This window comes from Variovorax sp. P2_H12 (assembly GCF_056403395.1).
In genome coordinates this window covers 93,744-117,994 of record NZ_JBFUFO010000024.1, presented here as the reverse complement: position 1 = coordinate 117,994, position 24,251 = coordinate 93,744, and the positions used below count along the sequence as shown (strand labels likewise).

General features: G+C 69.2%; 26 protein-coding genes and 1 riboswitch. Of the genes, 17 read left to right on the top strand and 9 right to left on the bottom strand.

Annotated elements, in window-relative coordinates:
- The first annotated feature begins 214 nt into the window (after nt 1-214).
- The gene (locus tag AC1DYK_RS18975) at nt 215-721 is read left to right on the top strand and encodes a LapA family protein (RefSeq protein ID WP_478094507.1); all 507 of its coding nucleotides are present in this window, start codon (nt 215-217) and stop codon (nt 719-721) included.
- A 20-nt stretch (nt 722-741) separates the two neighbouring features.
- On the opposite strand, the gene AC1DYK_RS18970 is transcribed toward AC1DYK_RS18975, so the two are convergent.
- The gene (locus AC1DYK_RS18970) at nt 742-1,047 is read right to left on the bottom strand and encodes a c-type cytochrome (RefSeq protein ID WP_478167703.1); all 306 of its coding nucleotides are present in this window, start codon (nt 1,045-1,047) and stop codon (nt 742-744) included.
- 105 nt (nt 1,048-1,152) lie between these two features.
- Here AC1DYK_RS18970 and AC1DYK_RS18965 point away from each other — a divergent pair, with 105 nt between their 5' ends.
- Nucleotides 1,153-1,410: a TIGR04438 family Trp-rich protein gene (locus AC1DYK_RS18965; protein ID WP_478167710.1), complete on the top strand. Its 258-nt coding sequence runs from the start codon at nt 1,153-1,155 to the stop codon at nt 1,408-1,410.
- Nucleotides 1,411-1,537: 127 nt separating this feature from the next.
- Here AC1DYK_RS18965 and ilvD read toward each other — a convergent pair whose 3' ends face one another.
- Complete coding sequence (gene ilvD, locus AC1DYK_RS18960) at nt 1,538-3,232, bottom strand: dihydroxy-acid dehydratase (protein ID WP_478156027.1); 1,695 nt, start codon at nt 3,230-3,232, stop codon at nt 1,538-1,540.
- Between the two features lie 97 nt (nt 3,233-3,329).
- Between ilvD and AC1DYK_RS18955 the strand changes: the two genes are divergently transcribed.
- A complete protein-coding gene (locus AC1DYK_RS18955; protein ID WP_478167702.1) occupies nt 3,330-4,271 on the top strand; it encodes a LysR family transcriptional regulator in 942 nt (313 codons plus the stop codon).
- Nucleotides 4,272-4,277: 6 nt separating this feature from the next.
- Here the strand turns inward: AC1DYK_RS18955 and bfr are convergent, their stop codons facing one another.
- The gene (gene bfr, locus AC1DYK_RS18950) at nt 4,278-4,748 is read right to left on the bottom strand and encodes a bacterioferritin (protein ID WP_478167701.1); all 471 of its coding nucleotides are present in this window, start codon (nt 4,746-4,748) and stop codon (nt 4,278-4,280) included.
- Nucleotides 4,749-4,897: 149 nt separating this feature from the next.
- Between bfr and lgt the strand changes: the two genes are divergently transcribed.
- The 6 genes from lgt to AC1DYK_RS18920 all read left to right on the top strand — a co-directional run bounded on the left by lgt (nt 4,898) and on the right by AC1DYK_RS18920 (nt 11,340).
- Nucleotides 4,898-5,725, top strand: coding sequence for a prolipoprotein diacylglyceryl transferase (gene lgt, locus AC1DYK_RS18945; protein WP_478167700.1), 828 nt, complete (start codon nt 4,898-4,900; stop codon nt 5,723-5,725).
- 105 nt (nt 5,726-5,830) lie between these two features.
- Nucleotides 5,831-6,499: a GntR family transcriptional regulator gene (locus tag AC1DYK_RS18940; RefSeq protein ID WP_478156024.1), complete on the top strand. Its 669-nt coding sequence runs from the start codon at nt 5,831-5,833 to the stop codon at nt 6,497-6,499.
- Nucleotides 6,496-7,953, top strand: a complete 1,458-nt coding sequence (locus AC1DYK_RS18935) for a malonyl-CoA decarboxylase (protein ID WP_478167699.1) — start codon at nt 6,496-6,498, stop codon at nt 7,951-7,953. Before AC1DYK_RS18940 ends, AC1DYK_RS18935 begins: the two co-directional genes overlap by 4 nt.
- A 75-nt stretch (nt 7,954-8,028) precedes the next feature.
- Nucleotides 8,029-9,015 (top strand): Bug family tripartite tricarboxylate transporter substrate binding protein, encoded by a 987-nt coding sequence (locus tag AC1DYK_RS18930; RefSeq protein ID WP_478167698.1) that lies wholly within the window; start codon nt 8,029-8,031, stop codon nt 9,013-9,015.
- Nucleotides 9,012-9,788: an enoyl-CoA hydratase/isomerase family protein gene (locus AC1DYK_RS18925; RefSeq protein ID WP_478167697.1), complete on the top strand. Its 777-nt coding sequence runs from the start codon at nt 9,012-9,014 to the stop codon at nt 9,786-9,788. The genes AC1DYK_RS18930 and AC1DYK_RS18925 overlap by 4 nt, the downstream gene beginning before the upstream one ends.
- Before the next feature lie 7 nt (nt 9,789-9,795).
- Nucleotides 9,796-11,340, top strand: a complete 1,545-nt coding sequence (locus tag AC1DYK_RS18920; protein ID WP_478167696.1) for a malonate--CoA ligase — start codon at nt 9,796-9,798, stop codon at nt 11,338-11,340.
- A 10-nt stretch (nt 11,341-11,350) separates the two neighbouring features.
- Here AC1DYK_RS18920 and AC1DYK_RS18915 read toward each other — a convergent pair whose 3' ends face one another.
- The 5 genes from AC1DYK_RS18915 to AC1DYK_RS18895 form a co-directional block, all read right to left on the bottom strand.
- Nucleotides 11,351-11,776 (bottom strand): universal stress protein, encoded by a 426-nt coding sequence (locus AC1DYK_RS18915; protein ID WP_478167695.1) that lies wholly within the window; start codon nt 11,774-11,776, stop codon nt 11,351-11,353.
- A gap of 155 nt (nt 11,777-11,931) precedes the next feature.
- Nucleotides 11,932-12,375, bottom strand: coding sequence for a universal stress protein (locus AC1DYK_RS18910; protein WP_478167694.1), 444 nt, complete (start codon nt 12,373-12,375; stop codon nt 11,932-11,934).
- Between the two features lie 98 nt (nt 12,376-12,473).
- Entirely contained in the window at nt 12,474-13,289 is an 816-nt protein-coding gene (locus AC1DYK_RS18905) for a sulfite exporter TauE/SafE family protein (protein WP_478167693.1), read from the bottom strand.
- 277 nt (nt 13,290-13,566) lie between these two features.
- On the bottom strand, nt 13,567-13,902 hold the full coding sequence (locus tag AC1DYK_RS18900; protein ID WP_478167692.1) for a cell division protein ZapA: 336 nt from the start codon (nt 13,900-13,902) through the stop codon (nt 13,567-13,569).
- Nucleotides 13,902-14,126 (bottom strand): DUF904 domain-containing protein, encoded by a 225-nt coding sequence (locus AC1DYK_RS18895; protein ID WP_478094838.1) that lies wholly within the window; start codon nt 14,124-14,126, stop codon nt 13,902-13,904. The genes AC1DYK_RS18900 and AC1DYK_RS18895 overlap by 1 nt, the downstream gene beginning before the upstream one ends.
- A 69-nt stretch (nt 14,127-14,195) precedes the next feature.
- Nucleotides 14,196-14,433: riboswitch (cobalamin riboswitch) on the top strand.
- Between the two features lie 81 nt (nt 14,434-14,514).
- Here AC1DYK_RS18895 and AC1DYK_RS18890 point away from each other — a divergent pair.
- The 7 genes from AC1DYK_RS18890 to AC1DYK_RS18860 all read left to right on the top strand — a co-directional run bounded on the left by AC1DYK_RS18890 (nt 14,515) and on the right by AC1DYK_RS18860 (nt 22,252).
- Entirely contained in the window at nt 14,515-16,857 is a 2,343-nt protein-coding gene (locus AC1DYK_RS18890) for a bifunctional adenosylcobinamide kinase/adenosylcobinamide-phosphate guanylyltransferase (RefSeq protein ID WP_478167691.1), read from the top strand.
- A 2-nt stretch (nt 16,858-16,859) separates the two neighbouring features.
- Nucleotides 16,860-17,714 (top strand): ABC transporter substrate-binding protein, encoded by an 855-nt coding sequence (locus AC1DYK_RS18885; protein WP_478167709.1) that lies wholly within the window; start codon nt 16,860-16,862, stop codon nt 17,712-17,714.
- A 34-nt stretch (nt 17,715-17,748) separates the two neighbouring features.
- Entirely contained in the window at nt 17,749-18,753 is a 1,005-nt protein-coding gene (locus AC1DYK_RS18880) for a FecCD family ABC transporter permease (RefSeq protein WP_478167690.1), read from the top strand.
- Nucleotides 18,750-19,541, top strand: a complete 792-nt coding sequence (locus AC1DYK_RS18875; RefSeq protein WP_478167689.1) for an ABC transporter ATP-binding protein — start codon at nt 18,750-18,752, stop codon at nt 19,539-19,541. The genes AC1DYK_RS18880 and AC1DYK_RS18875 overlap by 4 nt, the downstream gene beginning before the upstream one ends.
- 26 nt (nt 19,542-19,567) lie before the next feature.
- Nucleotides 19,568-20,137: a cob(I)yrinic acid a,c-diamide adenosyltransferase gene (gene cobO, locus AC1DYK_RS18870; RefSeq protein ID WP_478167688.1), complete on the top strand. Its 570-nt coding sequence runs from the start codon at nt 19,568-19,570 to the stop codon at nt 20,135-20,137.
- Nucleotides 20,138-20,285: 148 nt separating this feature from the next.
- Nucleotides 20,286-21,251, top strand: coding sequence for an adenosylcobinamide-phosphate synthase CbiB (cbiB, locus tag AC1DYK_RS18865; protein ID WP_478167687.1), 966 nt, complete (start codon nt 20,286-20,288; stop codon nt 21,249-21,251).
- Entirely contained in the window at nt 21,248-22,252 is a 1,005-nt protein-coding gene (locus AC1DYK_RS18860) for an aminotransferase class I/II-fold pyridoxal phosphate-dependent enzyme (protein ID WP_478167686.1), read from the top strand. The genes cbiB and AC1DYK_RS18860 overlap by 4 nt, the downstream gene beginning before the upstream one ends.
- Nucleotide 22,253: 1 nt before the next feature.
- Here AC1DYK_RS18860 and AC1DYK_RS18855 read toward each other — a convergent pair whose 3' ends face one another.
- Entirely contained in the window at nt 22,254-23,168 is a 915-nt protein-coding gene (locus tag AC1DYK_RS18855; protein ID WP_478167685.1) for a LysR family transcriptional regulator, read from the bottom strand.
- Nucleotides 23,169-23,335: 167 nt separating this feature from the next.
- On the opposite strand from AC1DYK_RS18855, the gene AC1DYK_RS18850 reads away from it, so the two are divergent.
- Entirely contained in the window at nt 23,336-24,196 is an 861-nt protein-coding gene (locus tag AC1DYK_RS18850) for an alpha/beta hydrolase (protein ID WP_478167684.1), read from the top strand.
- The last annotated feature ends 55 nt before the right edge of the window (nt 24,197-24,251 follow it).

Sequence of the window (24,251 nt, the reverse complement as noted above, 5' to 3'; positions counted from 1 at the left end):
GCCCAAAGACATCCGCTTTGGAGAGAATCTTCCGAAGACGCGCAGCGGTAAGATCATGCGGCGCCTGCTGCGCAGCCTTGCCAAGGGCGAGGCCATCACCCAGGACACCTCGACGCTCGAGAATCCGGCCATTCTGGAACAGCTCGGCCAGGCCTACTGAGCGCCTCGTCCTCCTGGCGCAGCGGCAGTCCAATCAACTACAGGGAAAAGAAAAATGGGATTGAGAACCGCTGTGCTGCTGGTGGTCGTGCTGCTGATCGCGGCACTGGCCGCCTTGAACTGGGGTCTGCTGGTTTCGCCGACGCTGATGTCTGTCGGCTTCATGCAGGTGACGGCGCCGTTCGGGCTCATCATGCTCGGGCTGACCGCGCTGCTGGGCATCTTCTTCGTCGCCTATGTGGTCTACCTGCAAAGTTCGATCCTCCTGGAGACGCGCAGGCACACCAAGGAGATGCAGGCGCAGCGCGAGCTGGCCGACAAGGCCGAGGCCTCGCGCTTCACCGAGCTGCGAAATTTTCTCGAGACCCAGGAGAACGCCCACATGGCGCGCAATGCCGAACGACACGCGGCGCTGCTGGCACGGATCGAGCAGTTCGAGGCTGCCGCGAAGCAGCGTGCCGAGCAGTCCGAAAACACCATCGCGGCCCACATGGGCCAGTTGGAAGACCGTCTCGAACGCCGACCGGTGCCCACGCCGGCCGCGATGCCGCCGGCAGTCTGAGCCGCGCTGTCCGTTCGGCCCTACTTGGCCGACAGCACCCAGGCGGCGAGCTTCTTCGCATCGGCTTCGCTGACCTGGTTGTTGGCCGGCATCGGCACCGGCCCCCAGACGCCCGAACCGCCCTTGATGATCTTGCCTGCCAGCAGGTCGGCGGCACCCTTGGCGTCCTTGTACTTCGCGGCCACGTCCTTGAAGGACGGCCCCAGCACCTTGCGGTCGACCGCGTGGCAGCTCATGCAGTTCTTCGAGGTGGCCAGCGCCAGATCGGCGAGGGCGGGCGCGGCGCAGAGGAGGCCGGCGGCAGCGAGGACGAGCGCTTTTTTCATGGGGGCTGGCAGTCGTGGGTGCGTTAAAGTCGATCCAACGCGATTGTAGGCAGGGCGGTGGACCGCTTCGGCCGGCGCGCCTCTGACACAACGGAGAAGTTCGCGATGTGGTTTCTGATGCTGGGTCTGCTCGGTGTGGCTCTCAAATATTTCGAGATCGGCTTCGTCGCCACCCTGAGCTGGTGGATCGTCCTGGTCCCGTTCGCGCTCGCGATCGCCTGGTGGGCGTGGGCCGATGCCTCCGGCTATACCAAGCGCAAGGTCGTCGAGAAGGAGAACCAGCGCCGCCAGGACCGGATCGATCGGCAGCGCAGCAACCTCGGCATGCTCAACAGCCGTTCGAACAGCCGCAAAAGACGCTGAGCACCGCCGGCGCTTGAGACGCGCTCCTTTCCAGAAACACCGCGGAACCGGCTTCGCCGGGCCGCTGGTGTTGCCCCCGGCAGGGGGTGGGCGGGCTACACGAAGTGAGCCCAACCTGGGGGCGAGCTCAATACTTGTCGAGCACGGCGCCGGAACTGGCGCTGGAGGCATTGAACGCGAACTTCGCCTGCACGCCGCGCGTGTAGCGCGGTGCCGGCGCTTTCCAGCCTTCGCGGCGCTTGGCGATCTCGGCCTCGGGCACGTTGAGCTCGAGCTTCAGTTCGTGCGCGTCGATGGTGATCGAGTCGCCCTCGTTGACGAAGGCGATGGTGCCGCCGGCCGCCGCCTCGGGTGCCACGTGGCCGACCACCATGCCCCAGGTGCCACCCGAGAAGCGGCCGTCGGTGATCAGGCCCACGCTCTCGCCCAGGCCGGCGCCGATCAGCGCGCCGGTCGGTGCCAGCATCTCCGGCATGCCGGGGCCACCCTTGGGTCCCAGGTAGCGCAGCACCATCACGTCGCCCGCCTTGATCTTGCCGGCAAGGATGGCTTCGAGGGCGGACTGCTCGTCGTCGAAGACGCGCGCCGGCCCGGTGATGACAGGGTTCTTGAGGCCCGTGATCTTCGCCACCGCGCCTTCGGGCGACAGATTGCCCTTGAGGATCGCGAGGTGGCCTTCGGCGTACATCGGCTTGCCGATCGGACGGATCACGTCCTGGTCGGCGCGCGGCTGGTCGGGCACGTCCTTGAGCACTTCGGCGATGGTCTGGCCGGTGATCGTGATGCAGTCGCCGTGCAGCAGGCCGGCGTTGAGCAGCACCTTCATCACCTGCGGGATGCCGCCGGCCTGGTGCAGGTCGACCGCGAGGTACTTGCCGCTGGGCTTGAGGTCGCACAGCACCGGGACCTTCTTGCGCATGCGCTCGAAGTCATCGATCGACCAGTCGACGCCGGCGGCGTGCGCGATCGCCAGGAAATGCAGCACCGCGTTGGTCGAGCCGCCCGTGGCCATGATCACGGCCACCGCGTTCTCGATCGCCTTCTTGGTCACGATGTCGCGCGGCTTGAGGTCCTTCTTGATCGCCTCGATCAGCACCTTGGCCGATTCCTTGGCCGAGTTGGCCTTCTCGTCGTGCGGGTTCGCCATGGTGGACGAGTAGGGCAGCGAGATGCCCAGCGCTTCGAAGGCCGAGCTCATCGTGTTGGCCGTGTACATGCCGCCGCAGGAGCCGGTGCCCGGGATCGCGCGCATCTCGATCTCGCGCAGGTCCTCGTCGCTCAGGTTGCCCGCGGCGTTCTGGCCGACGGCTTCGAACACGCTCACGATGTTCAGGTCCTGGCCCTTGTACCGGCCCGGCAGGATGGTGCCGCCATAGACATAGATCGCCGGCACGTTGGCGCGCAGCATGCCCATCAGGCCGCCGGGCATGTTCTTGTCGCAGCCGCCGACCACCAGCACGCCGTCCATCCACTGGCCGCCGACGCAGGTCTCGATGCAGTCGGAGATCACCTCGCGGCTCACCAGCGAGTACTTCATGCCTTCGGTGCCCATCGCCATGCCGTCGGAGATGGTGGGCGTGCCGAACACCTGCGCGTTGCCGCCGGCCTCCTCGATGCCCGCGATCGCGGCATCGGCCAGCTTCTGCAGGCCCGAGTTGCAGGGCGTGATCGTGCTGTGGCCATTGGCGACGCCGACCATCGGCTTCTTGAAGTCGCCTTCCTGGTAGCCCATCGCATAGAACATCGAGCGGTTCGGCGCGCGGCTCTTGCCTTCGACGATGTTGGCGCTGCGGCGGTTGATCTGGAGCGGTTTGGTGTCCATCGTGGTTCTCGGGTTCGTGATCGGGGGATGCCAAGTATCGGACGATTGATTGATTGCTTCCAATCCTATTTTGGGGTGCTATTGATATGCTTGGCATATGAAAGAAGCATCGATCGACCTGCGCGCCTGGCGCCAGTTCGTGGCCGTCGCCGAGGAGCTCCATTTCGGGCGGGCCGCGCTGCGCCTGCACATGACGCAGCCGCCGGTCACGCAAGCCATCGCCCAGCTCGAGAAGACGCTCGGCGTGTCGCTGTTCGACCGCACCCGGCGCCGCGTGGCGCTGACGCCGGCCGGCGAGGCGCTGCTGCCCGAGGTGTGCGAACTGCTGGCCCGCGCCCAGGCGCTGCCGGCGCGGGCCCGCGCGGCGGCGGCCGGCGAGGTCGGGCGCGTGCGCTTGGCCTTCGTCTCGACCATCGGCTTCGATCAATTGCCGGGCTGGGTGCGGGCGTTCCGCGAACACAGCCCGCAGGTGGTGCTGGAGCTCGTCGAGGCCACGGGCGACGTGCAACTGCGCGACCTGGAGCGTGGCGCCATCGACGCCGGCCTGATGCTGCATTCGCCGGGCTTTGCGCCGCCGGGCCTGCACCACCTGCGGGTGGCGGTCGAGCCGCTGGTGCTGGCGCTGCCCGAACACCATCCGCTGGCCGCGGCGCCGCAGCTGGCGTGGGACGCGGTGCTCGGCGAGCCGCTGGTGATCTTTCCGCGCCGCATCGCGCCTTCGCTGCACGATGCGGTTTTCGGGCTCTACCACGCGGCGGGCCGGCTGCCGGTGGTGGCGCAGGAGGCGATCCAGATGCAGACCATCGTCAACCTGGTCTCGGCCGGGCTCGGCCTGGCCTGGGTGCCCGAGAGCGTCATGCAGTTTCGGCGGCCCGGCGTGGTCTACCGGACGCCTGACGCGGCGGGCTCGCGCGGCAAGAAGCGGCAGCCCGCCGTGCCGCGGTGCGAGACCAGCATGGTCTGGCTGGACGACGACGGGCACCCGGCGCTGGCGCGCTTCGTGGCTTTCGTGCGCGAGCGGATGGCAGCGGGCGGCTGAGCGCCTTCAGCCTTGCGATTGGGATTGCAGGTAGTTCTCGAGCCCGACCTTGTCGATCAGGCCGAGCTGCTTCTCGAGCCAGTAGGCGTGGTCTTCCTCGGTATCCCGAAGCTGCGTCAGCAGCAGGTCGCGGCTGACATAGTCGCCGGTGCTTTCGCACAGCGCGATGCCTTCCTGCAGCGCGGCGCGCACTTCGTACTCCGTCGCCAGGTCCTTCTTCAGCATCTCGGGCACGGTCAGGCCCGGCGTGAATTCCTTCGGGCGCATGTCCGGCAGGCCGCCGAGGAACAGGATGCGGCGGATCAGCGCATCGGCGTGCTGGGTCTCCTCCTGCATCTCATGGTCGAGGCGCGTGTAGAGCTTCACGAAGCCCTGGTCCTCGTAGATGCGCGAATGGATGAAGTACTGGTCGCGTGCGGCGAGTTCGCCGCGCACGAGTTGCTTGAAGTAGTCGATGACTTGAGGATTTCCCTGCATGAACCTGTGCCTTGTTGTTCTTGGAACCCAGGAGTATCGCGGCGATGGGGGTCGGCGGGGTCGATGACCCCGTGCCGGCGGTCTGCATGGGTGTGGGTATCAGAAGCGTTCGCATTCGGGACCGCGGCGCGGGGCGGCACAATCCCCCCATGCTCATGTATCCGCAGATCAACCCCGTCGCGCTGCAGCTCGGCCCGGTCGCCATCCACTGGTATGGCCTGACCTATCTGGCCGCCTTTGCGCTGTTCTATTTCCTCGGCACGCGCCGCCTTCGGCACGAACCCTTCCGTTCGGTCACCGGCCCGGGCGCCTGGACCCGCAAGGATGTGGAAGACATCCTGTTCCTGGGCGTGATGGGCGTGATCGTCGGCGGCCGGCTGGGCTACTGCCTGTTCTACAAGCCGGGCTACTACCTCACGCATCCGCTGGAGATCTTCTTCGTCTGGCAGGGCGGCATGAGCTTCCATGGCGGGCTGCTCGGCGTCATCGCCTCGATGGTGTGGTTCTCGCGCTCGCGCGCCAGGCCGTTCTGGCAGGTGATGGATTTCGTCGCGCCCTGTGTGCCCACCGGACTCGCGGCGGGGCGGGTCGGCAACTTCATCAACGGCGAACTGTGGGGCCGCTTCAGCAGTCCCGATCTGCCCTGGGGCATGGTGTTCCCGCAGAGCGGCTCGATGCTGCCGCGCCATCCCTCGCAGGTCTACCAGTTCCTGCTCGAGGGCCTGCTGCTGTTCGTGCTGCTGTGGCTCTACGCGCGCAAGGATCGCGGCGAACGCCGCGTGTCGGCGGTGTTCCTGATCGGCTATGGCCTGATGCGCTTCATCGCCGAGTATTTCAGGGAGCCCGACGACTTCCTGGGCCTGCTGGCGCTCAACATGAGCATGGGCCAGTGGCTCTGCGTGCCGATGGTCGCGTTCGGGCTCTGGCTCTATGCCAGCGCACGGCCGGCGCAGGCGGCGGGCGTGGCACGGGGCTGATCGCCCTGGCCCCCGGGGCGGCGCGAGGGTATCCACGGAGGTCGAAAGGCATTGCGCCGCGGCCCCTGAATTCTGATAATTACGCGTAATTACGGAAACTCAGCCATGCGCCTGGTCCAGAACTCCTTGCACGATGAGGTTGCCGCCGCGCTGCGCGAAGAGATCTTCGGCGGCGAGATGGCGCCGGGCAGCTTCATCGACGAGGCTGCCGTGTGCGACCGCCTCCAGATCTCGCGCACGCCCTTGCGCGAGGCCCTCAAGGTGCTCACGGCCGAGGGGCTGCTGCGGCACGAGCCGCGCCGTGGCTGCTTCGTCGCCGAGGTCACCCAGCGCGACCTCGACGAGATCTTCCCGGTGATCGCGCTGCTCGAAGGCCGCTGCGCCTGGGAGGCTGCGCGCAATGCGAGCGACGCCGACCTCGATGCCCTCGAGGCTCTGCACGGCCGGCTCGCCAAGCATGCGCGGGCCCGGCGCATCAACGACTATTACGCGACCAATTTCGCGATCCACGAGGCCATCATCATGCTGGCCGACAATCGTTGGCTGGCACAGGTGATCGGCGACCTGCGCAAGATCCTCAAGCTGGCGCGGCAGCAGCAGCTGCACGCGCCGGGGCGACTCGACCAAAGCCTGTCCGAGCATCTCGCGGTGTTCGCCGCGCTCAAGGCGCGCGACAGCGACGGCGCCGAAGCCGCGATGCGCACCCACCTGAACCGCCAGCGCGAAGCCCTGCGGGCCGTCGCGCTGCAACAGAAAGCGAAGCTCATCTCATGAATGCCAGTGACTGGATCACGCGCGGCGTCTCGCTGCTGCGTCCGGGCAGCTCGCCCGACGCAGGCAAGGCCGCGGATGCAAGCAAGGCCAGGAAGGCCGCCCTCGGACCGCGCCCGCTCGCGGAGCGGCTCGAAGCCACGCTGCGCCGCCCGGGCGAAGCGCTCGCGCCGCGGGCGTTGCGCCGTGCGCTGGTCGAGCTGCAGGCGGTGGTCGATCCCAGCGTCAGCGAGGTCGAGGCCGGACGGCGTGCCCATGCGGTGGTGCAGTGGTATGCCGCCCGCGAACTGGACGAGCGCCGCGACATCTGGCTCTTGATGAGCGAGCGCTTCGCGCCCGATGTGCAGACGCTCAGCAGTGCGCGCGACCAGCACGAGGCGGCGGTCGGCACGGCCGACGAGGGTCAGGCCGAGGTCCAGCTTCGGCGCGCACTGGCGTCGCCGCGCGCGCGGCTGCTGCAGCGCTTCGCGATCGATCCGGATGGCATGCGCTTCCTGGTCGACCTGCGTGCCGAGCTGCTGCCGCACCTGAAGGGCGATCGCCGGCTGCTGCCGCTGGATGCCGAACTCGAGCACCTGTTCTCGACCTGGTTCGACATGGCCTTCCTGGACCTGCGGCGCATCAGCTGGGACTCGCCGGCCTCGCTGATCGAGAAGCTGATCCAGTACGAGGCGGTGCACGACATCAAGAGCTGGGCCGACGTCAAGAACCGGCTCGACAGCGATCGCCGCTGCTATGGCTTCTTCCATCCGCGCCTGCCCAACACGCCGCTGATCTTCGTCGAGGTGGCGCTGGTCGACCGCATCAGCGAGGGCATCGAGCCGCTGCTCGACGAGGCCGCCGCGCTGGTCAAGCCCGACCGGGCGACCACCGCGATCTTCTATTCGATCAGCAGCACCCAGGCCGGGCTCAAGGGCGTGAGCTTCGGCGATTCGCTGATCAAGCGCGTGGTCGAGACGCTGCAACAAGAACTGCCGCGCCTGAAGACCTTCGCGACACTGTCGCCGATCCCGGGCTTTCGCAGCTGGCTGGGGAAACACGCCGCCGGCCTGCTCGCGCGGCTCGATGAGAAGCGGGCCGCCGACCTGGGGCGTGTCATCGGTTCGCTGCCGCCCTCGGCCGAGCGCTTCCTCGCCGCGGCCGACGAGGCGATGGTGCTCGACGTGAAATCGCCGGTGCGGCAACTGCTGCTGAACGCGGCCGCCGAGTACCTCGGGCGCGCCACCGCCGATGGCAAGCCGGTCGATCCGGTGGCGCGCTTCCACCTCGGCAACGGTGCCCGGGTGGAGCGGCTCAACTGGGGCGGCGACCCGTCGCCGAAAGGGCAGAAGCAGTCCTACGGCCTGATGGTCAACTACCTCTACGATCTGAAGCGGCTCGACAAGCACCGAGCCCTTCTCGCGCAGGGCAAGGTGGCGGTATCGGGCGGCATTGACGATCAGATCCTCAGGGGCTGATGCAGAGGCCTCGACCGCACGGCACACCGCCGGCCGCGGCGCACCACCATTTCGAACAACAACAGGAGACTTCCGATGACCCCTGGCTTTCAGCGGCGTGACTTTCTGCGCCTGGCCGCGGCGAGCGCCGCAACCCTTGCCGGCAGCGTGCGCGCCCAGTCGGGCTGGCCGACCCGGCCCGTGACCATGATCGTGCCGTTCCCGGCCGGCGGCGGCACCGACGCCTTCGCGCGGCCGCTCTCGGCGCAGTTCAGCAGGATCACCGGGCAGACGCTGGTGATCGACAACCGGGGCGGCGCGGGCGGGACCGTGGGCGCGAGCATCGCGGCCAAGGCGGCGCCGGACGGCTACACGCTCTTCATGGGCGCGGTGCACCATGCGATCGCACCCTCGATCTATCCCAAGCTCGACTACGACCTCGAGCGGGATTTCGTGCCGCTGCTGTTGCTGGCCAATGTGCCGCAGGTGGTGGTGGTGAATCCGAAGCGCGTCAGCGCGACCACGCTCAAGGCCTTCGTCGCCAACGCCAAGCAGAACCCGGGCAAGCTCAATTACGCATCGGCCGGCGCAGGCACCTCGCACCACCTGGCCGGCGAGCTGTTCAAGCTGCAGACCGGCACGTACATCACGCACATTCCCTATCGCGGTGCGGGGCCGGCGCTGCAGGACCTGATCGCCGGCAACGTCGACGTCATGTTCGACGGGCTGGGCTCGTCGGCCCAGCACATCAAGGCCGGTCGGATCAAGGCGCTGATGGTGGCCGGCAGCAAGCGCAATCCCGCCTTCCCGGACGTGCCCTGCGCCGCCGAGGTCGGGTTGCCCGACTACACCGTGACCACCTGGTACGGCCTGTGGGCGCCCAAGGGCACGCCCGCGGAGGTGCAGGCGAGGATCGTCGACGACATGAAGAAGGCGCTGGCCACCGAGGAACTGAAGGCGATCTGGGCCAGCAACGGCTCGGAGCTTGCGAATGTGTCCGGTCCGGCCTACGGCAGTTTCGTGCATGCGGAGATCAAGCGTTGGGCCACGGTGGTCAAGGAATCGGGGGCCAAGCTCGAATGACGGCTTCGATCGGACTGCGCATCGACGGCCCGCTGGCCTTCGTGACGCTCGTGAACCCGGGCCGGCTCAATGCCATGACGCGCGGCATGTGGCGCGCATTGCGCGACACCTTCGAGCGCCTGGCGCGGGAGCCCGCGCTGCGCTGCGTGGTCGTCGGCGGGGAGGGCGGCGCCTTCTGCGCCGGCGGCGACATCTCGGAGTACCCCTCGTTCCGTTTCGACGCCGCCAGCCTGCGCGAATTCCACGAGAACGAGGTCTGGGCCGCGCTGGCCGCCATGCTGGCTTGCGAGCTGCCGCTGGTGGCCCGGATCGAGGGCGCCTGCATGGGCGCCGGGATCGAGATCGCGAGCTGTTGCGACATCCGCCTGGCCGGTGCGTCTGCCAGGTTCGGCGCGCCGATCGCGAAGCTCGGATTCCCGATGGCGCCGCGCGAGGCGGCACTGGTGCAGCGCGCCGTCGGCGACGTGCTGGCGCGCGACATGCTGCTGGCCGCGAGCGTCCATGACGCGGCCCGGCTGTACGACGCCGGCTTCCTGCTGCGTGTGCTGCCCGACGCCGAACTGGCCGCGGGCGTGCTGGCGTATGCCCAGCGCATCGCGGTGCTGGCGCCCGAGGCCGCGCGCCTCAACAAGACCACCTTCTCCGTCCTGCGGCAAGGTGCTGCGCAGGACGCGGTCGCGCCGCTGCTGCCCACTGCCTACGATTACGCCGACTCCGCCGAGCATCGCGAGGGCATCGCCGCCTTCCTGGCCAAGCGGGCCCCCGTTTTTTGAGATCGACATGACCGACATCCCCAACGCCAATCTCTTCGCCGCCCTGCGTGCGGCCTTCCCCGCCGACCTCGACGCCATCGCGGTCGAGACCGACGACGGCCTCTTCTATTCGTGGCGCGACCTGGACCGCGCGAGCGCGATGATCGCCAACCTGCTGGACGCGCTGGATCTCGAGGAGGGCGCCCGCGTCGCGGTCCAGGTCGAGAAGTCGGTCGAGGCCATGATGCTGTACCTCGCCACGCTGCGCGCGGGCTATGTCTTCCTGCCGCTCAACACGGCCTACCGGAATGCCGAGATCGAGTACTTCATCGGCAACGCCGAGCCGGCCGTGGTGGTCTGCAGCAGCGCCAACGCGTCCTGGGTGGCGCCGATCGCGACCGCGGCCGGAACCCGCCATGTCTTCACGCTCGATGACGACCGCACGGGCACGCTGCTCGAAGCGGCCGCGCAGTGCGGCGACCGGCATGCGGTGGCTGCGAAGCGGAAAGACGACCTCGCCGCCATCCTCTACACCAGCGGCACCACCGGCCGCAGCAAGGGCGCGATGCTCACGCACCGCAACCTGTCTTCGAACGCCGAGGTGCTGAAGGACTACTGGGGCTGGCGCAGTGGCGATGTGCTGATCCATGCGCTTCCGATCTTTCATGTGCACGGCCTCTTCGTCGCGATCCATGGCGCGCTGATCAGCGGCAGCAAGATGATCTGGCTCAACCGCTTCGACCCGGCGCGCGTGGTGGCCCGGCTGCCCGAGGCGACCGTCTTCATGGGCGTGCCCACGCTCTACGTGCGCATGCTGGCCGAGCGCGGGCTGACCCGCAAGGCCTGTCGCCGCATGCGGGTCTTCATCTCGGGCTCGGCACCGCTCCTGATCGACACCTTCGACGAATGGCGCGAGCGCACGGGTCACACGATTCTCGAGCGTTACGGGATGAGCGAGACCGCGATGCTGACCTCCAACCCCTACAGCCCGGTGCAGGGCGAACGGCGCGGCGGCACGGTGGGCTTCCCGCTGCCGGGCGTTCAGCTGCGGGTGCGCGACGACGCCGGCGAGCCATGCCCGACCGACGAGATCGGCCACATCGAGGTCGACGGGCCGAACGTGTTCGCCGGCTATTGGCGCATGCCCGAGAAGACGAAGGAAGAGTTCACGGCCGACGGCTATTTCAAGACCGGCGATGTCGGCAAGGTGGACGGGCTCGGCTACGTCACGATCGTCGGGCGCAGCAAGGACCTGATCATCAGCGGCGGCTACAACGTCTACCCGGCCGAGATCGAGGGCTACATCAACGAGATGTCCGGCGTGGCCGAGAGTGCCATCGTCGGCGTGCCGCACGCCGACTTCGGCGAGGTCGGCGTGGCCATCGTGACGGCCAGGGCCGGCGCGGCGCTCGACGGCGAGGCGATCATCGCCGAGCTCAAGGCGAAGCTCGCCAACTTCAAGATCCCGAAGCGCTGCTTCGTGGTGCCTGAGCTGCCGCGCAATGCGATGGGCAAGGTGCAGAAGGCGCTGCTGCGCGAGCAGCACAAGGGGCTCTTCGCCCCAAGGAATTGAAAAGCTGCGCCTACTGCACCAGCAGCACCGAGATGTCGGTCTCGGACACCACCTTGGTCGCGACCGACCCCATCAGCGCGCGGCCGAAGAGGCCGTGGCCGTGCGTGCCCATGACGATCAGTTCGGCGCTGGAGGCGGCGGCCGCCTTGAGGATCTCCTCCGCGGCATGGCCGTGGCGCTGGTCGACCTTGAAAACGGTGATGCCGAGGCCGGCCAGGGCGGCCTTGACCGGCTCGAGAACCTTGGCGGCTTCCTCGGCATAGTAGTCGCTGACGATTTCCTTGCTCAGATGACGCGTGACGTGCCCCGGCACGCCGACACAGACGTGCACCACGACCAGTTCATTGCCGTCGACGAACATCTTGCGATGCTTCGCCAGGTAGTCGAGCGCCTTCTGCGTGTGGGCACTGCCATCGACGGCGATCAGAATCTTCATTTAAAGGGCCTCTCGTTGTTGCTTGACGCGCGGTGAAGGCACCGCGTGCCGTGGTTATAAACCCGACTCAGGTCGGCGCCGGGCCGCCCCAAGGCGGCCTGCGGCCCCCTCGGGGGGCAGCGACCCACACGTAGTGGGGGAGCGTGGGGGGCAGCTTAGCGCAAGACCAAGACGGGCAGGTCGGAATGCGTGAGCACGTGCTGGGTCTCGCTGCCCAGCAGCAGGCGCTTGATGCCCTGGCGGCCGTGCGATGCCATCACGATCATGTCGCACTGGTGCTTCTTTGCGGCGCTGATGATCGATTCGGCCACGAGGTCGGCGCTGACCGTCGCCGTCCTGATCTTGACGCCGCTGGCCTCGGCCTGCTTGGCAATCGTGTCGAGCGTGGTCTGCGCCGCCTCCGTCCACTGTCGCTCGATGCGCCCGATGTCTTCGGGCGTGAAGACCGCGGCGCCATCGAAGTAGTTCGTCGGATAGCGGGGCACCACGGTGAGCGCGACCAGCTCGGCGCCGCTCAGGGCCGCCAGGGCGATGGCGCTCGTCACCGCTTTCTGCGAGAGAGGGGAGCCGTCGGTGGCGACCAGGATGCGCTTGAACATGGAATTCTCCTGTGTGGGTGGATCACCTGAGCTTAAAGCAGGCGCTGCGCGCCGCGGCTTGATTCATGTCAAGCCGCGGGGTGAATGCGCCCGGTCGCTCAGCCGTGCAGCCCTTTCCAGAGCATGTAGGCCGCCAGCAGATAGAGGATGCTTGCGAACACGCGCTTGAGCTTGCCCACCGGGAGGCTGTGCGCGGCCCGGGCGCCGAACGGCGCCACCAGGAAGCTGCAGACCGCGATCACCGCCAGCGCCGGCAGCCAGATGTAGCCGAACGAGCCCGCCGGCAGGCCCTGCACCGATTGGCCGCTGGCCACGTAGCCGGCCACGTTGGCGACCGCGATCGGGAAGCCGAGCGCGGCGCTGGTGGCGACCGCGTTGTGGATCGCGACGTTGCACCAGGTCATGAAAGGCACGCTGATGAAGCCGCCGCCGGCGCCGACCAGGCCGGAGATGAAACCGATCGCGCCGCCGGCCCCGAGCTGGCCCGCGGTGCCCGGCATCTGGCGCGTCGGCTTGGGCTTCTTGTCGAGGAACATCTGCGTGGCCGAGAAGCCGACGAAGAGCGCGAAGAAGATCGCCAGCGCGGTGCCCTTGAGCAGGCTGAAGACGCCCAGGCTGCCGGCCAGGCTGCCGATCACGATGCCGGGGGCGAGCCGCTTGACGATGTCCCAGCGCACCGCGCCGCGCCGATGGTGGGCGCGCACGCTGGAGATCGAAGTGAAGATGATGGTCGCCATCGAGGTCGCGATCGCCATCTTGACCGCGAGATCGGCGGCGACGCCGCGCTGGCCGAGGATGATCGTGATGAACGGCACCATCAGCATGCCGCCGCCGATGCCGAGCAGGCCGGCGAGGAATCCGGTGCCAATGCCGAGCAGGGCGAGTTCGGCGATCAGCAGGGGTTCGATGGTCATTCGCAAGGATCCAGAAAAAAGCCACGGCGCCGATCGCGGGGCCGTGGCTGTCAGTGAGAGGTGTCTGCGAGTGTGAGCCGAACCCGCATCCTGAACCAGGGTTCAGGTGGGCGAGGTCAGCAAGGCTTCGGGTTCATCTGACGCGAGATGATCACACCTGCCAAGCGATATTCCAAGCCCTGCTCCGGAGAGCATTGGTACAAGGAAATATAGAGCCCAGCCTCGCACCGCAGACGATGCGTATTTTACGCCCTGCAGCCGCGGGCGCGCCGGATCTTCAGAGGAGATGTCCGTCGCCGGCCAGGGCCTGGTCCAGGCGCTGGATCAATTGCACGGCGCGGACCTCGTCTTCGGTGGCGTCCGCCGCGGGCGCTGGCGCAGGTACAGGTGCAGGCACCGGGGCCGGCGCCGCTTCGCGCTGCACCAGGTCGAAGGCCAGGTTGAGCGAGGCCAGCACCGCGATGCGGTCGCGGGCCTTGACCTTGCCGGCATCGCGGATCTTGCACATCGCACCGTCGACGCGCTCGACCGCGTCGCGCAATTGCGCCTCGCCGCCTTCGGGGCAGCCGAGCAGGTAGCTCTGGCCCATGATCTGGACTTCGATTTGTTTCATCAGGAAGAGCTGGCGTCTTGGGTGGGATCGACCGGGAGCTGATCGAGCAGGGCGTCGAGGCGCGTGCGCGCCGCGGCGAGCCGCGACTTGAGCGTGTCGCGTTCGCGCGTGAGCGCGTCGACCTGGTCCTGCAGCAACGCATTGGTGCGCTGTACTTCTTCGTGGCGCACGAGCAGGCGCTCGACGCGCTCGGCGATCTGGTCAATACGGCTCGATGCTGGCATGGAGGGCGATTGTAGGTTCCGCCGCCGGCGCGTTCGCGCCGGGTTGTTCCGGGCACATGCCGACAAACCCTACAATTCCGCTCGTTGGTGCTCGCGCCGCGGTTCACGCGTCGCAGTTCAACGGGAAGCAGGAGTCGAAGCCCCCCGGGGCCGAACCAACCTGCGCTGCCCCCGCAACGGTCAAGCAGTCGGCGCCCTCGGGCGCCGCCCTCGTCAATCAGCCACTGGGTGCCCTGAAACAGGTGCCCGGGAAGGCGACGAGGGTTGCACTGCCAGCCCGGATACCGGCCAACGAGGCGGCTGCCGCATGCGCGATGCATGCAGGCGGCCATGACGTCCAAGCGCTGGCGGGGAAGCCGGCGAAGGACTTTGACCTTTTGTCGCCCCCATGAAAACCTGCGCTTTTTTGAAGCCCGCCTCCCGGTGCGCCTTGCCGCGGCTGCGGCCCCGCGCCCATGCCATTTCGTCGGCCGTCGCGGCCTTGATTGCCGGTGCTGTCGGCGTCCCTACGCTGGCGTCGGCCCAGGAGGCGGCGCCCGCGCTGCCCGAGATGGTGGTCACCGCGACCCGGGTGCCGACCCGCGCCGACGAACTGGTGTCCGACACCGTGGTCATCGACCGGGAGCAGATCGAGCAGCAGGCGAGCCGCACCCTGCCCGAAATCCTGGCCCGGCTGGCCGGCGTGCAGATCTCGGCCAACGGCGGCGCCGGCAAAGCGAGCAGCGTGTACATCCGCGGCGCCGAGCCGCGCCATACGATCCTGCTGATCGACGGCGTCCGCTACGGCTCCGCCACGCTCGGCACGCCGGTGTGGGACAACATCCCGGTCGAGATGATCGACCGGATCGAGGTGGTCAAGGGGCCGGCCTCGGCGCTCTACGGCAGCGACGGCGTCGGCGGCGTGGTGCAGATCTTCACGCGCAGGGCGAGCCCGGGTCAACCGGTGTTCGCCCCGCACGCCTCGACCACGATCGGCAGCGAGAGCTACAAGCAGATCACCGGCGGCTTCAGCGGCGCCGCGGGGGCCGCGACCTATTCGCTTGACGTCGCGCGCACGCTCAACGCGAAGTTCTCGTCGACCAACCCCAAGGTGCAGTTCGGCAACTTCAATCCGGACGACGACCCCTTCAACCAGACCGCGGTCAATGCGTCATTCGGCTACCAGCTCAACCCGGACTGGAAATTCGACGCCGCCATGCTCTACGCCGACGGGCTGAACCGCTTCGACGACGGCCCGAACCGCGACACGCGCGGCACCCTGCGCACCCAGACCGGCTACGTCGGCGTCCGCGGCCTCGTGATGTCGAACTGGACCACCCAGCTGCGTTATTCGCGCAGCGAGGACTACACGCGCGCGATCGTGGCCGCGCCTTTCAACCTGCCGGGCCTGTTCGAGACCGTCCAGGACCAGTACCTCTGGCAGAACGATATCGTGACACCGATCGGCACCGTGGTCGCCGGGCTCGAGCGCCGCGAACAGGACGTGAGGAGCGACACCCGCTACACCGTGACCGACCGCGCCATCGATTCGGGCTTCGTCGGCCTCAACGGCAATTCGGGCGCCCACAGCTGGCAACTCGACGCGCGGCACGACAGCAATTCGCAGTTCGGCGACAGCAACACCTGGTTCGCCGGCTATGCCTACCGCATCACGCCGAACTGGCGCGTCAACGTGTCGCAGGGCACCAGCTTCACGGCGCCCTCGTTCAACCAGCTCTACTACTCGGGCTTCGGCAATCCGGCGCTGCAGCCGGAGGAGGGCAAGAACACCGACCTCGGGATCACCTGGACCCAGGGCGCCCACACGGTCAAGCTGGTGGGCTACGACAACAAGATCCAGGGCTTCATCACCAACACGACGCTGCCGCAGAACATTCCGCGCGCGCGCATCGAGGGCGGGACGCTGAGCTACGACGGGCAGTTCGGCGACCTGGGCTTGCACGCGAGCTACGACTCGCTCGACCCGCGCAACGAGGGCACCGGCAAGCAGTTGCCGCGCCGGGCGAGGAACCAGGCGTCGCTGGGAGTCGACTACGCGGTCGGCGTCTGGAAGTTCGGCGGATCGGCGCTCAACGTGGGCAGCCGCTTTGACGATGCGGCGAACACGCGCACACTCGGCAGCTACACCACGGTCGATCTCTATGTGGACTATCGCTTTGCCAAGGACTGGTCGGTCCAGGCCCGGGTCACGAACCTGACCGACGAGCAGTATGAAACCGCCCCCGGCGAGCAACTCGCCGCGGCGTGGCTCGCCCGCTCGCCCGCGCATCGCGCGGTGCTGATCGCGACCGCGCAGGCCCTGGACGCGGAGATGCGGGCGCGCATCGCCAGGCACCGCGACGACCGCGCGGTGCGGGTGCCGGCGATGACCACGGTCGAGGAGCCGCTGGCGCTGGCGCAGGCGATCCGCGACCACGGCGCTCCCGGCACGCTGGTGCTGGTCGACTGTCTCACCCTGTGGCTCACCAACCTCATGGCGCCCCCCGGACCACCGCCGGCGAGCCTGGGCGCCGACCGCGCGATCGCCGAACTGCTGGGCGCGATCGCCGACGCGCCCGGTCCGCTGGTGCTGGTCGGCAACGAGATCGGGCTGGGCGTGATCCCGCTGGGCCGGGAGGTGCGCCGGTTCGTCGATGCGCTCGGCGGCCTCAACCAGCAGGTCGCCGCAGCCTGCGAGCGTGTCACGCTGATGGCGGCCGGACTGCCGCTGACCTTGAAGGAGCTTGCATGAAGATGTTTGCGCGGCTGGCCTGCGCCGCCCTGTGCTGGTTGGGCGTGGCGGCCCAGGCCGTGGTCGTCACCGACGAACGGGGCGTCCCGGTGGACCTGCCGCGGCCGCCGCAGCGCATCGTGAGCCTGCTGCCTTCGCTGACGGAAGCCGTCTGCACGCTGGGCGCCTGCGATCGGCTGATCGGCGTCGACCGCTATTCCAACTGGCCTGCGCCGGTGCGGGCATTGCCGCAAGTCGGCGGCGGGCTGGACCCGAACGTGGAGGCGATCGTCGCGCTCAAGCCCGACCTGGTGCTGCTGGCGAAGTCGTCCCGGGTCACCGAGCGGCTCGAGGGCCTCGGGCTCCGGGTGCTGGTGCTCGAGCCGAAGAACCATGCGGACGTGCGCCGCGTGCTCGACGCACTGGGCCGGGTGCTGGACGTGGACGACGCGCAGGCGGTGTGGCGCGCGATCGACGCCAGCGTGTCGGCGGCGGCGCAGTCGCTGCCCGCGGGCGTGGCGCGCACGCGCGTGTATTTCGAGGTCAACAGCGCGCCCTATGCGGCGGGCGAGGTCTCTTTCATCGGCGAGACGCTCGCCCGGCTCGGCGTGAAGAACATCGTGCCGGCCGCGCTCGGCCCGTTTCCGAAGCTCAACCCCGAGTTCGTGGTCCGGGCCAATCCCGACCTGATCATGGTCGGCGAACGCAGCGCGCAGGGGCTGGAGCAGCGGCCGGGCTGGGGCGCCATCCGGGCGGTGCGCGAAGGCCGCATCTGCCGCTTCAGCGCCGCCGAGTCGGACGTGCTGGTGCGTCCCGGGCCGCGCATGGGCGAAGCCGCGCGGCTGATGGCGCAGTGCCTGCAGGAGAAGGCGCGGTGACGGGTTCCTGCGCGCATGCGCCGCGGGGCGGCCGGTGAAGAGCCAGCACCGCCGCGCGCTCGCGCTGGGCATCGCCCTCGTCATCCTGGCGCTGCTGCTGCTGCTGCTCGGCGCGGGCGTCGGCAGCACCGGCTTCGAGAACATGCTGGCGGCCGGACACGACCCGGTGGCGCTGCAGATCGTCTGGGACATCCGCCTGCCGCGCACGCTGGGCGCCTGGCTTGCCGGCGCACTGCTGGGCCTGGCGGGCGCGGTGGCGCAGGGGCTGTTCCGCAATCCGCTGGCCGACCCGTACCTGCTGGGCAGCGCGTCCGGGGCCTCGCTCGGCGTCGCCCTGGCGCTGTCGCTGTTCGGACTCTCGCCGGTCAGCACCCAATGGGTGGTGCGGCTCGGCCTCACGGGGGCGGCCTTCCTCGGCGCCGTGCTCGCGGTGATGCTGACGCTGCTGCTGGCGCGCGGCGTGCAGCAGACGCTCAGGCTGCTGCTCGCCGGCGTGATCGTCGGCGTGGTGCTGGGCGCGGCCAAGGACCTGCTCACGATCGCCTCGGCCGACATCCTGCAGGCGATCCAGGGCTTCATGCTCGGCAGCACCGGCCTGGTCGGCTGGAGCGCGTGCGCCGTGATGGGCGGCCTAGGTGCGCTGTGCCTGCTGCTGGCCTGGGCGCTGGCGCCGGTGCTCGACGGGCTCGCGCTCGGCGAAGCCACGGCCGCCAGCCTCGGGCTGCCGCTGGGCGCGATGCGCGCCGCGCTGGTCGCGGTGCTGGCGCTGGCCACCGGCACGGCCGTGGCGCAGACCGGGCTGATCGCCTTCGTAGGCCTGGCGGCGCCGCACCTGGTGCGCTCGGTCGTGAAGACCACGCACGCGCGACTCATCGTCCTGTCGGCCACCATGGGCGGCTTGCTGCTGATGGCCGCCGACCTGCTCGCGCGCTGGCTGGTCGCGCCGCAAGAGCTGCCGGTCGGCGTGCTGACCGCGGTGCTCGGCGGCAGCTACCTGCTGTGGCTGATGCACCGGCGCAGCGCGCGGGGGGGCCTGTGAGCGCGCCGGTCGTCGTTCACGGGCCCGCGCTGGAGGCGCGCGGCATCACGGCCAGGCTGGGCCAGGCCGAGGTGCTGCACGGCATCGACCTGTCGTTGGCGGGCGGTCGCTGGACCAGCATCGTGGGACCGAACGGCGCCGGCAAGTCGACCCTGCTCAAGGTGCTGGCGGGCCTGCTGGCGCATGGCGGAGAACTCAGCGCGCTCGGCCGGCCGCTGGCGGATTGGTCGGGGCGCGCGCGCGCGCAACGCCTGTCCTGGCTCGGCCAGGGCGGCGCGGGCGAGGGCAGCGCAGACGACCTGCTGGTGCACGACGTCGCGATGCTCGGCCGCCTGCCGCACCAGCGCTGGCTGGCGGCCCCCAGCGAGGCCGACCGCGCAGCGGTCGAGCGGGCGCTGCGCAGCACCCAGGCCTGGGAATGGCGCGAGCGGCCGCTCGGCCAGCTCTCGGGCGGCGAACGCCAGCGCGTCTTGCTGGCACGCGCGCTGGCGGTCGAGGCCGAACTGCTGCTGATGGACGAGCCACTGGCCAACCTCGATCCGCCGCACCAGGCCGACTGGATGCAGACCGTGCGCGCGCTGGTGGCCGCTGGCCGGACGGTGGTCAGCGTGCTGCACGAGCTCAACGCCGCGCTGTGCGCCGATGCGATGGTCGTGATGGCACAGGGCCGCGTGTTGCACCATGGCGCCTGCGACGATCCGGCGACCCATCGCGCACTGGAAGCGGTGTTCGACCGGCGCGTGGTCGTTCATCGCGTGGAAGGCCAGTGGCTGGCCGTCATGCACTAGACAAACAACGCTCAATCAGGAACCCCATGCAGATCGAAACACCCCCCACCGAAAAGCCCTACGAGAAGCCCGAAGGCGAGCGCCGCGGCCTTGTGATCGTCAACACCGGCGACGGCAAGGGCAAGAGCACGGCCGCCTTCGGCCTGGCACTGCGGGCCCATGGCCGAGGCAAGCCGGTGAAGATCTTCCAGTTCATGAAGGTGCCGAGCGCGCGCTTCGGCGAGCACCGCATGTTCGAGCAGTTCGGGATTCCGATCGAGGGCCTGGGCGACGGCTTCAGCTGGAAGACCCAGGATCTCGAACGCTCCGCGCAGCTGGCCCGCGATGGCTGGGAGAGGGCCCGATCGGCGATCCTCTCGGGCGAGCACTTTCTGGTCGTGCTCGATGAGATCACCTACCCGCTCATCTACGGCTGGCTGCCGCTCGAAGGCGTGCTCGAGACCTTGCGCGCACGGCCGAAGGAGGTGCACGTGGTCCTGACCGGCCGGCGCTGCCCGCCCGAGATCGTCGAGCTGGCCGACACTGTGACCGAGATGCAAATGATCAAGCACGCGTTCAAGGCCGGCATCCCGGCGCAGCGCGGCATAGAAGATTGAGCTCGCCCCCAGGTTGCCCGGCACTGCGTGTCCGGGCGCCCACCCCCTGCCGGGGGCAACACCTTCGGCCCGGCAAAGCCGGTTCCGAGGTGTTTCACCAACGGGCCTGGCTGCGCCGGCCGGCGGTGGGGAGGTATTGAGTGAGGACATGGCGGTGCTGAGTTCTATTGCTGCACTCTGGCTCGCGCTGGCCATCGACCGATGGCTTGGGGAGCCGCCTGCGTGCTGGCACCCGGTGGTCTGGATGGGGCGCTACCTGGGTGGGGTCGGACGGCGTATCGCGCCGCCTGCAGGCATGCCGGCGCGCAGATTCGCTTCCCTGGCCGGCGGCGCGATCGGGTGGTGCGTGGGCGCGTCGTTGGTTGCGGCGGGCGCCTGCGCGGTGGCGGCAGGCGTGAGCCGCCTGCCGATCTGGGCCGGTGTGCTGCTGGCGGGCGCCGCGCTCAAGCCGCTGCTGGCCTGGCGCATGCTGCGCGACGAGGTGCTGGCGGTCGAAGCGGCGCTGGGACGTTCGCTCGACGAAGGTCGCGTGCAGCTGGGCAGGCTCGTGAGCCGTGACGTGACTTCGCTGAGCGCCGCCGAGGTGCGCGAAAGCGCCATCGAGTCGCTGGCCGAGAACCTTAACGATTCGCTGGTCGCGCCGCTGTTCTGGTTCGTTCTTTTCGGCCTGCCGGGCGCGGCGGTCTATCGGTTCGCCAACACGGCGGATGCGATGTGGGGCTACCGCGGCGAGCGCGAGGGGCGGCAGTGGGAATGGGCCGGCAAATGGGCCGCGCGCGCCGACGACCTGCTGTCCTGGCTGCCCGCCCGCCTGACGGCACTGTTCCTGTGGTCCTGCGCGCGTTCCCGCCCGGCAAGCGCAGGGGGGAGGGCCATCTTCCGCGAAGCGCGCCGAACCCCGTCGCCCAACAGCGGCTGGCCGATGGCTGCGATGGCGCTGCAGCTGGGCGTCCGGCTGGCCAAGCCCGGCGTCTATGTGCTCAACGCAGAAGGCCGTGGCGCCTCGGCCGACGATACGGCGAAAGCGGTGCAACTCGCAGCGCGTGTGGTGGTCGTCGCCGGCCTGTGCGCAACGGCAGCAATCGCCTGCCTTTTACTGATGGGAGGGGCATGAAGGCCTCCGAAATGTTCGAACTCATGCACGGCGGACCCGATGCCCAGGGCGCGGTGCCGCACGACTTCTCGACCAACGGCAATGCCTGCGGACCGTGTCCCGCCGCGCTGCAGGCGTTGCAGGCGGCGGACGCCAGCCGCTATCCCGATCCGCACTACCTGAGGCTGCGCGAGCGGCTGGCCCGCCTTCACGGCGTCGAGGTCTGCCGCATCGTGATCGCCGCGAGCGCCAGCGAATTCATCGGCCGAGTCACGGCCGCCGTGTCGCAGGGCGGGGGCGGGCGGGTCCGGGTCCCGCGGCACGGCTATGGCGACTACCTCCGGGCCGCCAAGGCCTGGCACTTCGAGATCGCGACGGCGGACAGCGCGGCCGATCTGGTCTGGTGCTGCGACCCCGGCAGCCCGCTGGGCCAGCCGCAGGAGGACCTGATGAGCCGGGTCGGCCCGTTGAGCGGGGGCGCCACCTGCGTGCTCGATCTCGCCTACGAACCGCTGCGCCTCGAGGGCGCGCTGGCCTTGAGCGACGCCCAACGCGACAGCGTCTGGCAGCTCTGGACGCCCAACAAGGCGCTCGGCCTGACCGGTGTGCGAGCGGGCTATGCGATCGCGCCCCTGGGGGCGCAGGACATGGCCGCGCGCCTGGTGCGCCTCGCGCCTTCCTGGCCGTTGGGCGCCCATGGCGTGGCGCTGCTCGAGGCCTGGGCCGGCGAGCCGACGCAGCACTGGCTGGCCGACAGCCTGCCCACGCTCCGGGCCTGGAAGGCCGAGCAGCGCGCGCTGTGCGAATCGCTGGGCTGGCGCTGTTTCCCCAGCGTCGCCAACTTCTTCTGTGCCGAACCGGATGCGGTCTACACCGCCGGGCGCGCCGCCGCCCTGCGCCAGGCCGGCATCCAGTTGCGCGACACGGCCTCGTTCGGGCTTCCCGGGCAGCTGAGGCTCGGCGTGCTGCCGCCCGCCAGCCAGCAGGCGCTGCAGCGCGCGTGGATCGCGGCGCGCCCCTGAATCAGAGCCGCTGCAGCTGCGGGTGCTTGGCGAACAGCTCCGCCGCCCAGTCGACGAAGGCCCGCACCTTGGCGCTCAGGTGGCGGTTCGGCGGATAAACGACGTGCACCGGCAGCGGCGGCCGGGTCCAGTCCGGCAGGATCTGCACCAGCTCGCCGCTCGCGAGGTAGGGCTCGGCCATGTAGGTGATGACCTGCGACAGCCCGAAGCCGCCGAGCACCGCCGTCATGTGGGCATTGCTGTCGTTGACCGAGACGCGGTAGGGCCCCGCGATCTCGAGCTGTTCCTCGCCGCGGTGGAACTCGTGGGGGTAGACGCGGCGCGTGCTGCCCGAGAAGAAGCCCACCACCAGGTGGCGCTTCTCGATGTCCGACGGATGCTGCGGCGCACCGTAGCGCTTCAGGTAGGCCGGCGAGGCCACGGTCATCCAGGGCAGGTTGCCGATGCGCCGCGCCACCAGCGACTGGTCGGTGAGCTCGCCGCCGCGGATCACGCAGTCGACGTTGTCGGTGATCAGGTCGACCGTGCGGTCGCTGACGCCGACGTCGACCTGGATGTCGGGATAGCGGTCGCAGAAAGTCGAGAGCGCGGGCAGGATCACCAGCCGGGCCATCGACGAGCCGACATCGATGCGCAGTCGCCCCGTGGGATTGGCCTGCGCATTGGTCATGCTGGCCTCGATGTCGTCGAAATCGTTGAGCAGCCGCGCCGTGCGCTCGTAGTACGCCGCGCCGTCCGGCGTGACGGTGACGCGCCGCGTCGTGCGGTTCAGCAGCTTCACGTGCAGGCGCGACTCCAGCGCCTGGATCTGCTTGGTGACCGTGCCCTTGGGCAGGCCGAGCGAGTCTGCGGCGCGCGTGAACGTGCCTGCTTCGACGACACGGACAAAGATCCGCATGCCCTGGATCTGATCCATCTGTGCTGCTCCTGGGGGGTGGCTGGGGGGCCGGGGGGAGCGGAATTCTCACACGGCGCCTGTATGCGATTGTTAGCCGATTGGAAACAGAGTGGGGGAAGGTGCCACGTTGGAGCGACAAGGCACGGCCTTATATTTCAGTCATCGTTCAACCCACCGAGTCTGCCATGCCCACCCGCCCGATCCTGTCAGCCGCCGATGCAGCCCCGGCCGCCGCGCGCGGCGCAGAAACCGACATCCGGATCGAGCTGCCGGACCGCGAACCGGTGCAGGCCCGCCTGTATGGCGAGCGTGCGCGGGGTGCCACGGTGCCGCTGGTGCTGCATTTCCATGGCGGCACCTTCGTCTGCGGCGACCTCGACAACGGCCGCAGCGTCGCCCGCCTGCTGGCGGGTGCCGGCGCCGTGGTGGTCTCGCTCGACTATCCGCTGGCGCCCAAGGCGCCGTTCCCGGAGCCGATCGAGGTCGGTTTCGCGGCCCTCGAGTGGCTCTACAAGCAGCGCGTGAAGCTGGCCGGCAAGGGAGCCCGCGTGTTCCTGGCGGGCGAGGAGGCCGGAGGCAACCTGGCCGCCGCGGTGGCGCTGATGGCGCGCGATCGTGCGCATCCGCCGCTGGCGGGCCAGATCCTGCTGTCGCCGATGCTCGACCCCTGCGCCGGCACCGCGTCGCTGCGCAAGGCCTCGGGCGATGCCACGCAGTGCAAGTGGGCCTCGGGCTGGCAGGAGTACCTGCGCCGGCCGATGAACGCCACGCATCCCTATGCGGTGCCCGGCGGGTCGCTGCGACTGGCCGAGGTGGCGCCGACGCTGGTGCTGGTCGGCCAGGACGACCCGATGCGCGACGAGGCGCTGAATTTCGCGCGCCGGCTCGGCGAGGCCGGCATCCTGGTCACCAGCAGTGTGCTGCCCGGCGCTGCGAACTGGCCCGCGGCGCTCTACGAGCCGGAAGGTTCGGGCTGCGCCGCCTGCGAGGCGGTGGTGCAGAAGCACTTCCGCGACTTCTTCAGCGCGGCCCCACCGCCGCACTGAGCGACGGCGCACGGCGGCCGTGCGCTGACTGACGGTTCCGTTCGCGCGGAGCCCT

Excerpts from the sequence above, each read along its gene's own strand:
- bfr (WP_478167701.1), bottom strand. The coding sequence starts at position 4,748 with ATGCAGGGAAATCCTCAAGTCATCGACTACTTCAAGCAACTCGTGCGC.
- AC1DYK_RS18890 (WP_478167691.1), top strand. The coding sequence starts at position 14,515 with ATGAAAACCTGCGCTTTTTTGAAGCCCGCCTCCCGGTGCGCCTTGCCG.
- AC1DYK_RS18900 (WP_478167692.1), bottom strand. The coding sequence starts at position 13,902 with ATGAAACAAATCGAAGTCCAGATCATGGGCCAGAGCTACCTGCTCGGC.
- AC1DYK_RS18925 (WP_478167697.1), top strand. The coding sequence starts at position 9,012 with ATGACGGCTTCGATCGGACTGCGCATCGACGGCCCGCTGGCCTTCGTG.
- AC1DYK_RS18935 (WP_478167699.1), top strand. The coding sequence starts at position 6,496 with ATGAATGCCAGTGACTGGATCACGCGCGGCGTCTCGCTGCTGCGTCCG.
- AC1DYK_RS18855 (WP_478167685.1), bottom strand. The coding sequence starts at position 23,168 with ATGGATCAGATCCAGGGCATGCGGATCTTTGTCCGTGTCGTCGAAGCA.
- AC1DYK_RS18850 (WP_478167684.1), top strand. The coding sequence starts at position 23,336 with ATGCCCACCCGCCCGATCCTGTCAGCCGCCGATGCAGCCCCGGCCGCC.
- AC1DYK_RS18860 (WP_478167686.1), top strand. The coding sequence starts at position 21,248 with ATGAAGGCCTCCGAAATGTTCGAACTCATGCACGGCGGACCCGATGCC.
- AC1DYK_RS18930 (WP_478167698.1), top strand. The coding sequence starts at position 8,029 with ATGACCCCTGGCTTTCAGCGGCGTGACTTTCTGCGCCTGGCCGCGGCG.
- AC1DYK_RS18970 (WP_478167703.1), bottom strand. The coding sequence starts at position 1,047 with ATGAAAAAAGCGCTCGTCCTCGCTGCCGCCGGCCTCCTCTGCGCCGCG.
- ilvD (WP_478156027.1), bottom strand. The coding sequence starts at position 3,232 with ATGGACACCAAACCGCTCCAGATCAACCGCCGCAGCGCCAACATCGTC.
- AC1DYK_RS18975 (WP_478094507.1), top strand. The coding sequence starts at position 215 with ATGGGATTGAGAACCGCTGTGCTGCTGGTGGTCGTGCTGCTGATCGCG.
- AC1DYK_RS18905 (WP_478167693.1), bottom strand. The coding sequence starts at position 13,289 with ATGACCATCGAACCCCTGCTGATCGCCGAACTCGCCCTGCTCGGCATT.
- AC1DYK_RS18885 (WP_478167709.1), top strand. The coding sequence starts at position 16,860 with ATGTTTGCGCGGCTGGCCTGCGCCGCCCTGTGCTGGTTGGGCGTGGCG.
- AC1DYK_RS18915 (WP_478167695.1), bottom strand. The coding sequence starts at position 11,776 with ATGAAGATTCTGATCGCCGTCGATGGCAGTGCCCACACGCAGAAGGCG.
- AC1DYK_RS18920 (WP_478167696.1), top strand. The coding sequence starts at position 9,796 with ATGACCGACATCCCCAACGCCAATCTCTTCGCCGCCCTGCGTGCGGCC.
- cobO (WP_478167688.1), top strand. The coding sequence starts at position 19,568 with ATGCAGATCGAAACACCCCCCACCGAAAAGCCCTACGAGAAGCCCGAA.
- AC1DYK_RS18940 (WP_478156024.1), top strand. The coding sequence starts at position 5,831 with ATGCGCCTGGTCCAGAACTCCTTGCACGATGAGGTTGCCGCCGCGCTG.
- lgt (WP_478167700.1), top strand. The coding sequence starts at position 4,898 with ATGCTCATGTATCCGCAGATCAACCCCGTCGCGCTGCAGCTCGGCCCG.
- cbiB (WP_478167687.1), top strand. The coding sequence starts at position 20,286 with ATGGCGGTGCTGAGTTCTATTGCTGCACTCTGGCTCGCGCTGGCCATC.
- AC1DYK_RS18895 (WP_478094838.1), bottom strand. The coding sequence starts at position 14,126 with ATGCCAGCATCGAGCCGTATTGACCAGATCGCCGAGCGCGTCGAGCGC.
- AC1DYK_RS18910 (WP_478167694.1), bottom strand. The coding sequence starts at position 12,375 with ATGTTCAAGCGCATCCTGGTCGCCACCGACGGCTCCCCTCTCTCGCAG.
- AC1DYK_RS18965 (WP_478167710.1), top strand. The coding sequence starts at position 1,153 with ATGTGGTTTCTGATGCTGGGTCTGCTCGGTGTGGCTCTCAAATATTTC.
- AC1DYK_RS18955 (WP_478167702.1), top strand. The coding sequence starts at position 3,330 with ATGAAAGAAGCATCGATCGACCTGCGCGCCTGGCGCCAGTTCGTGGCC.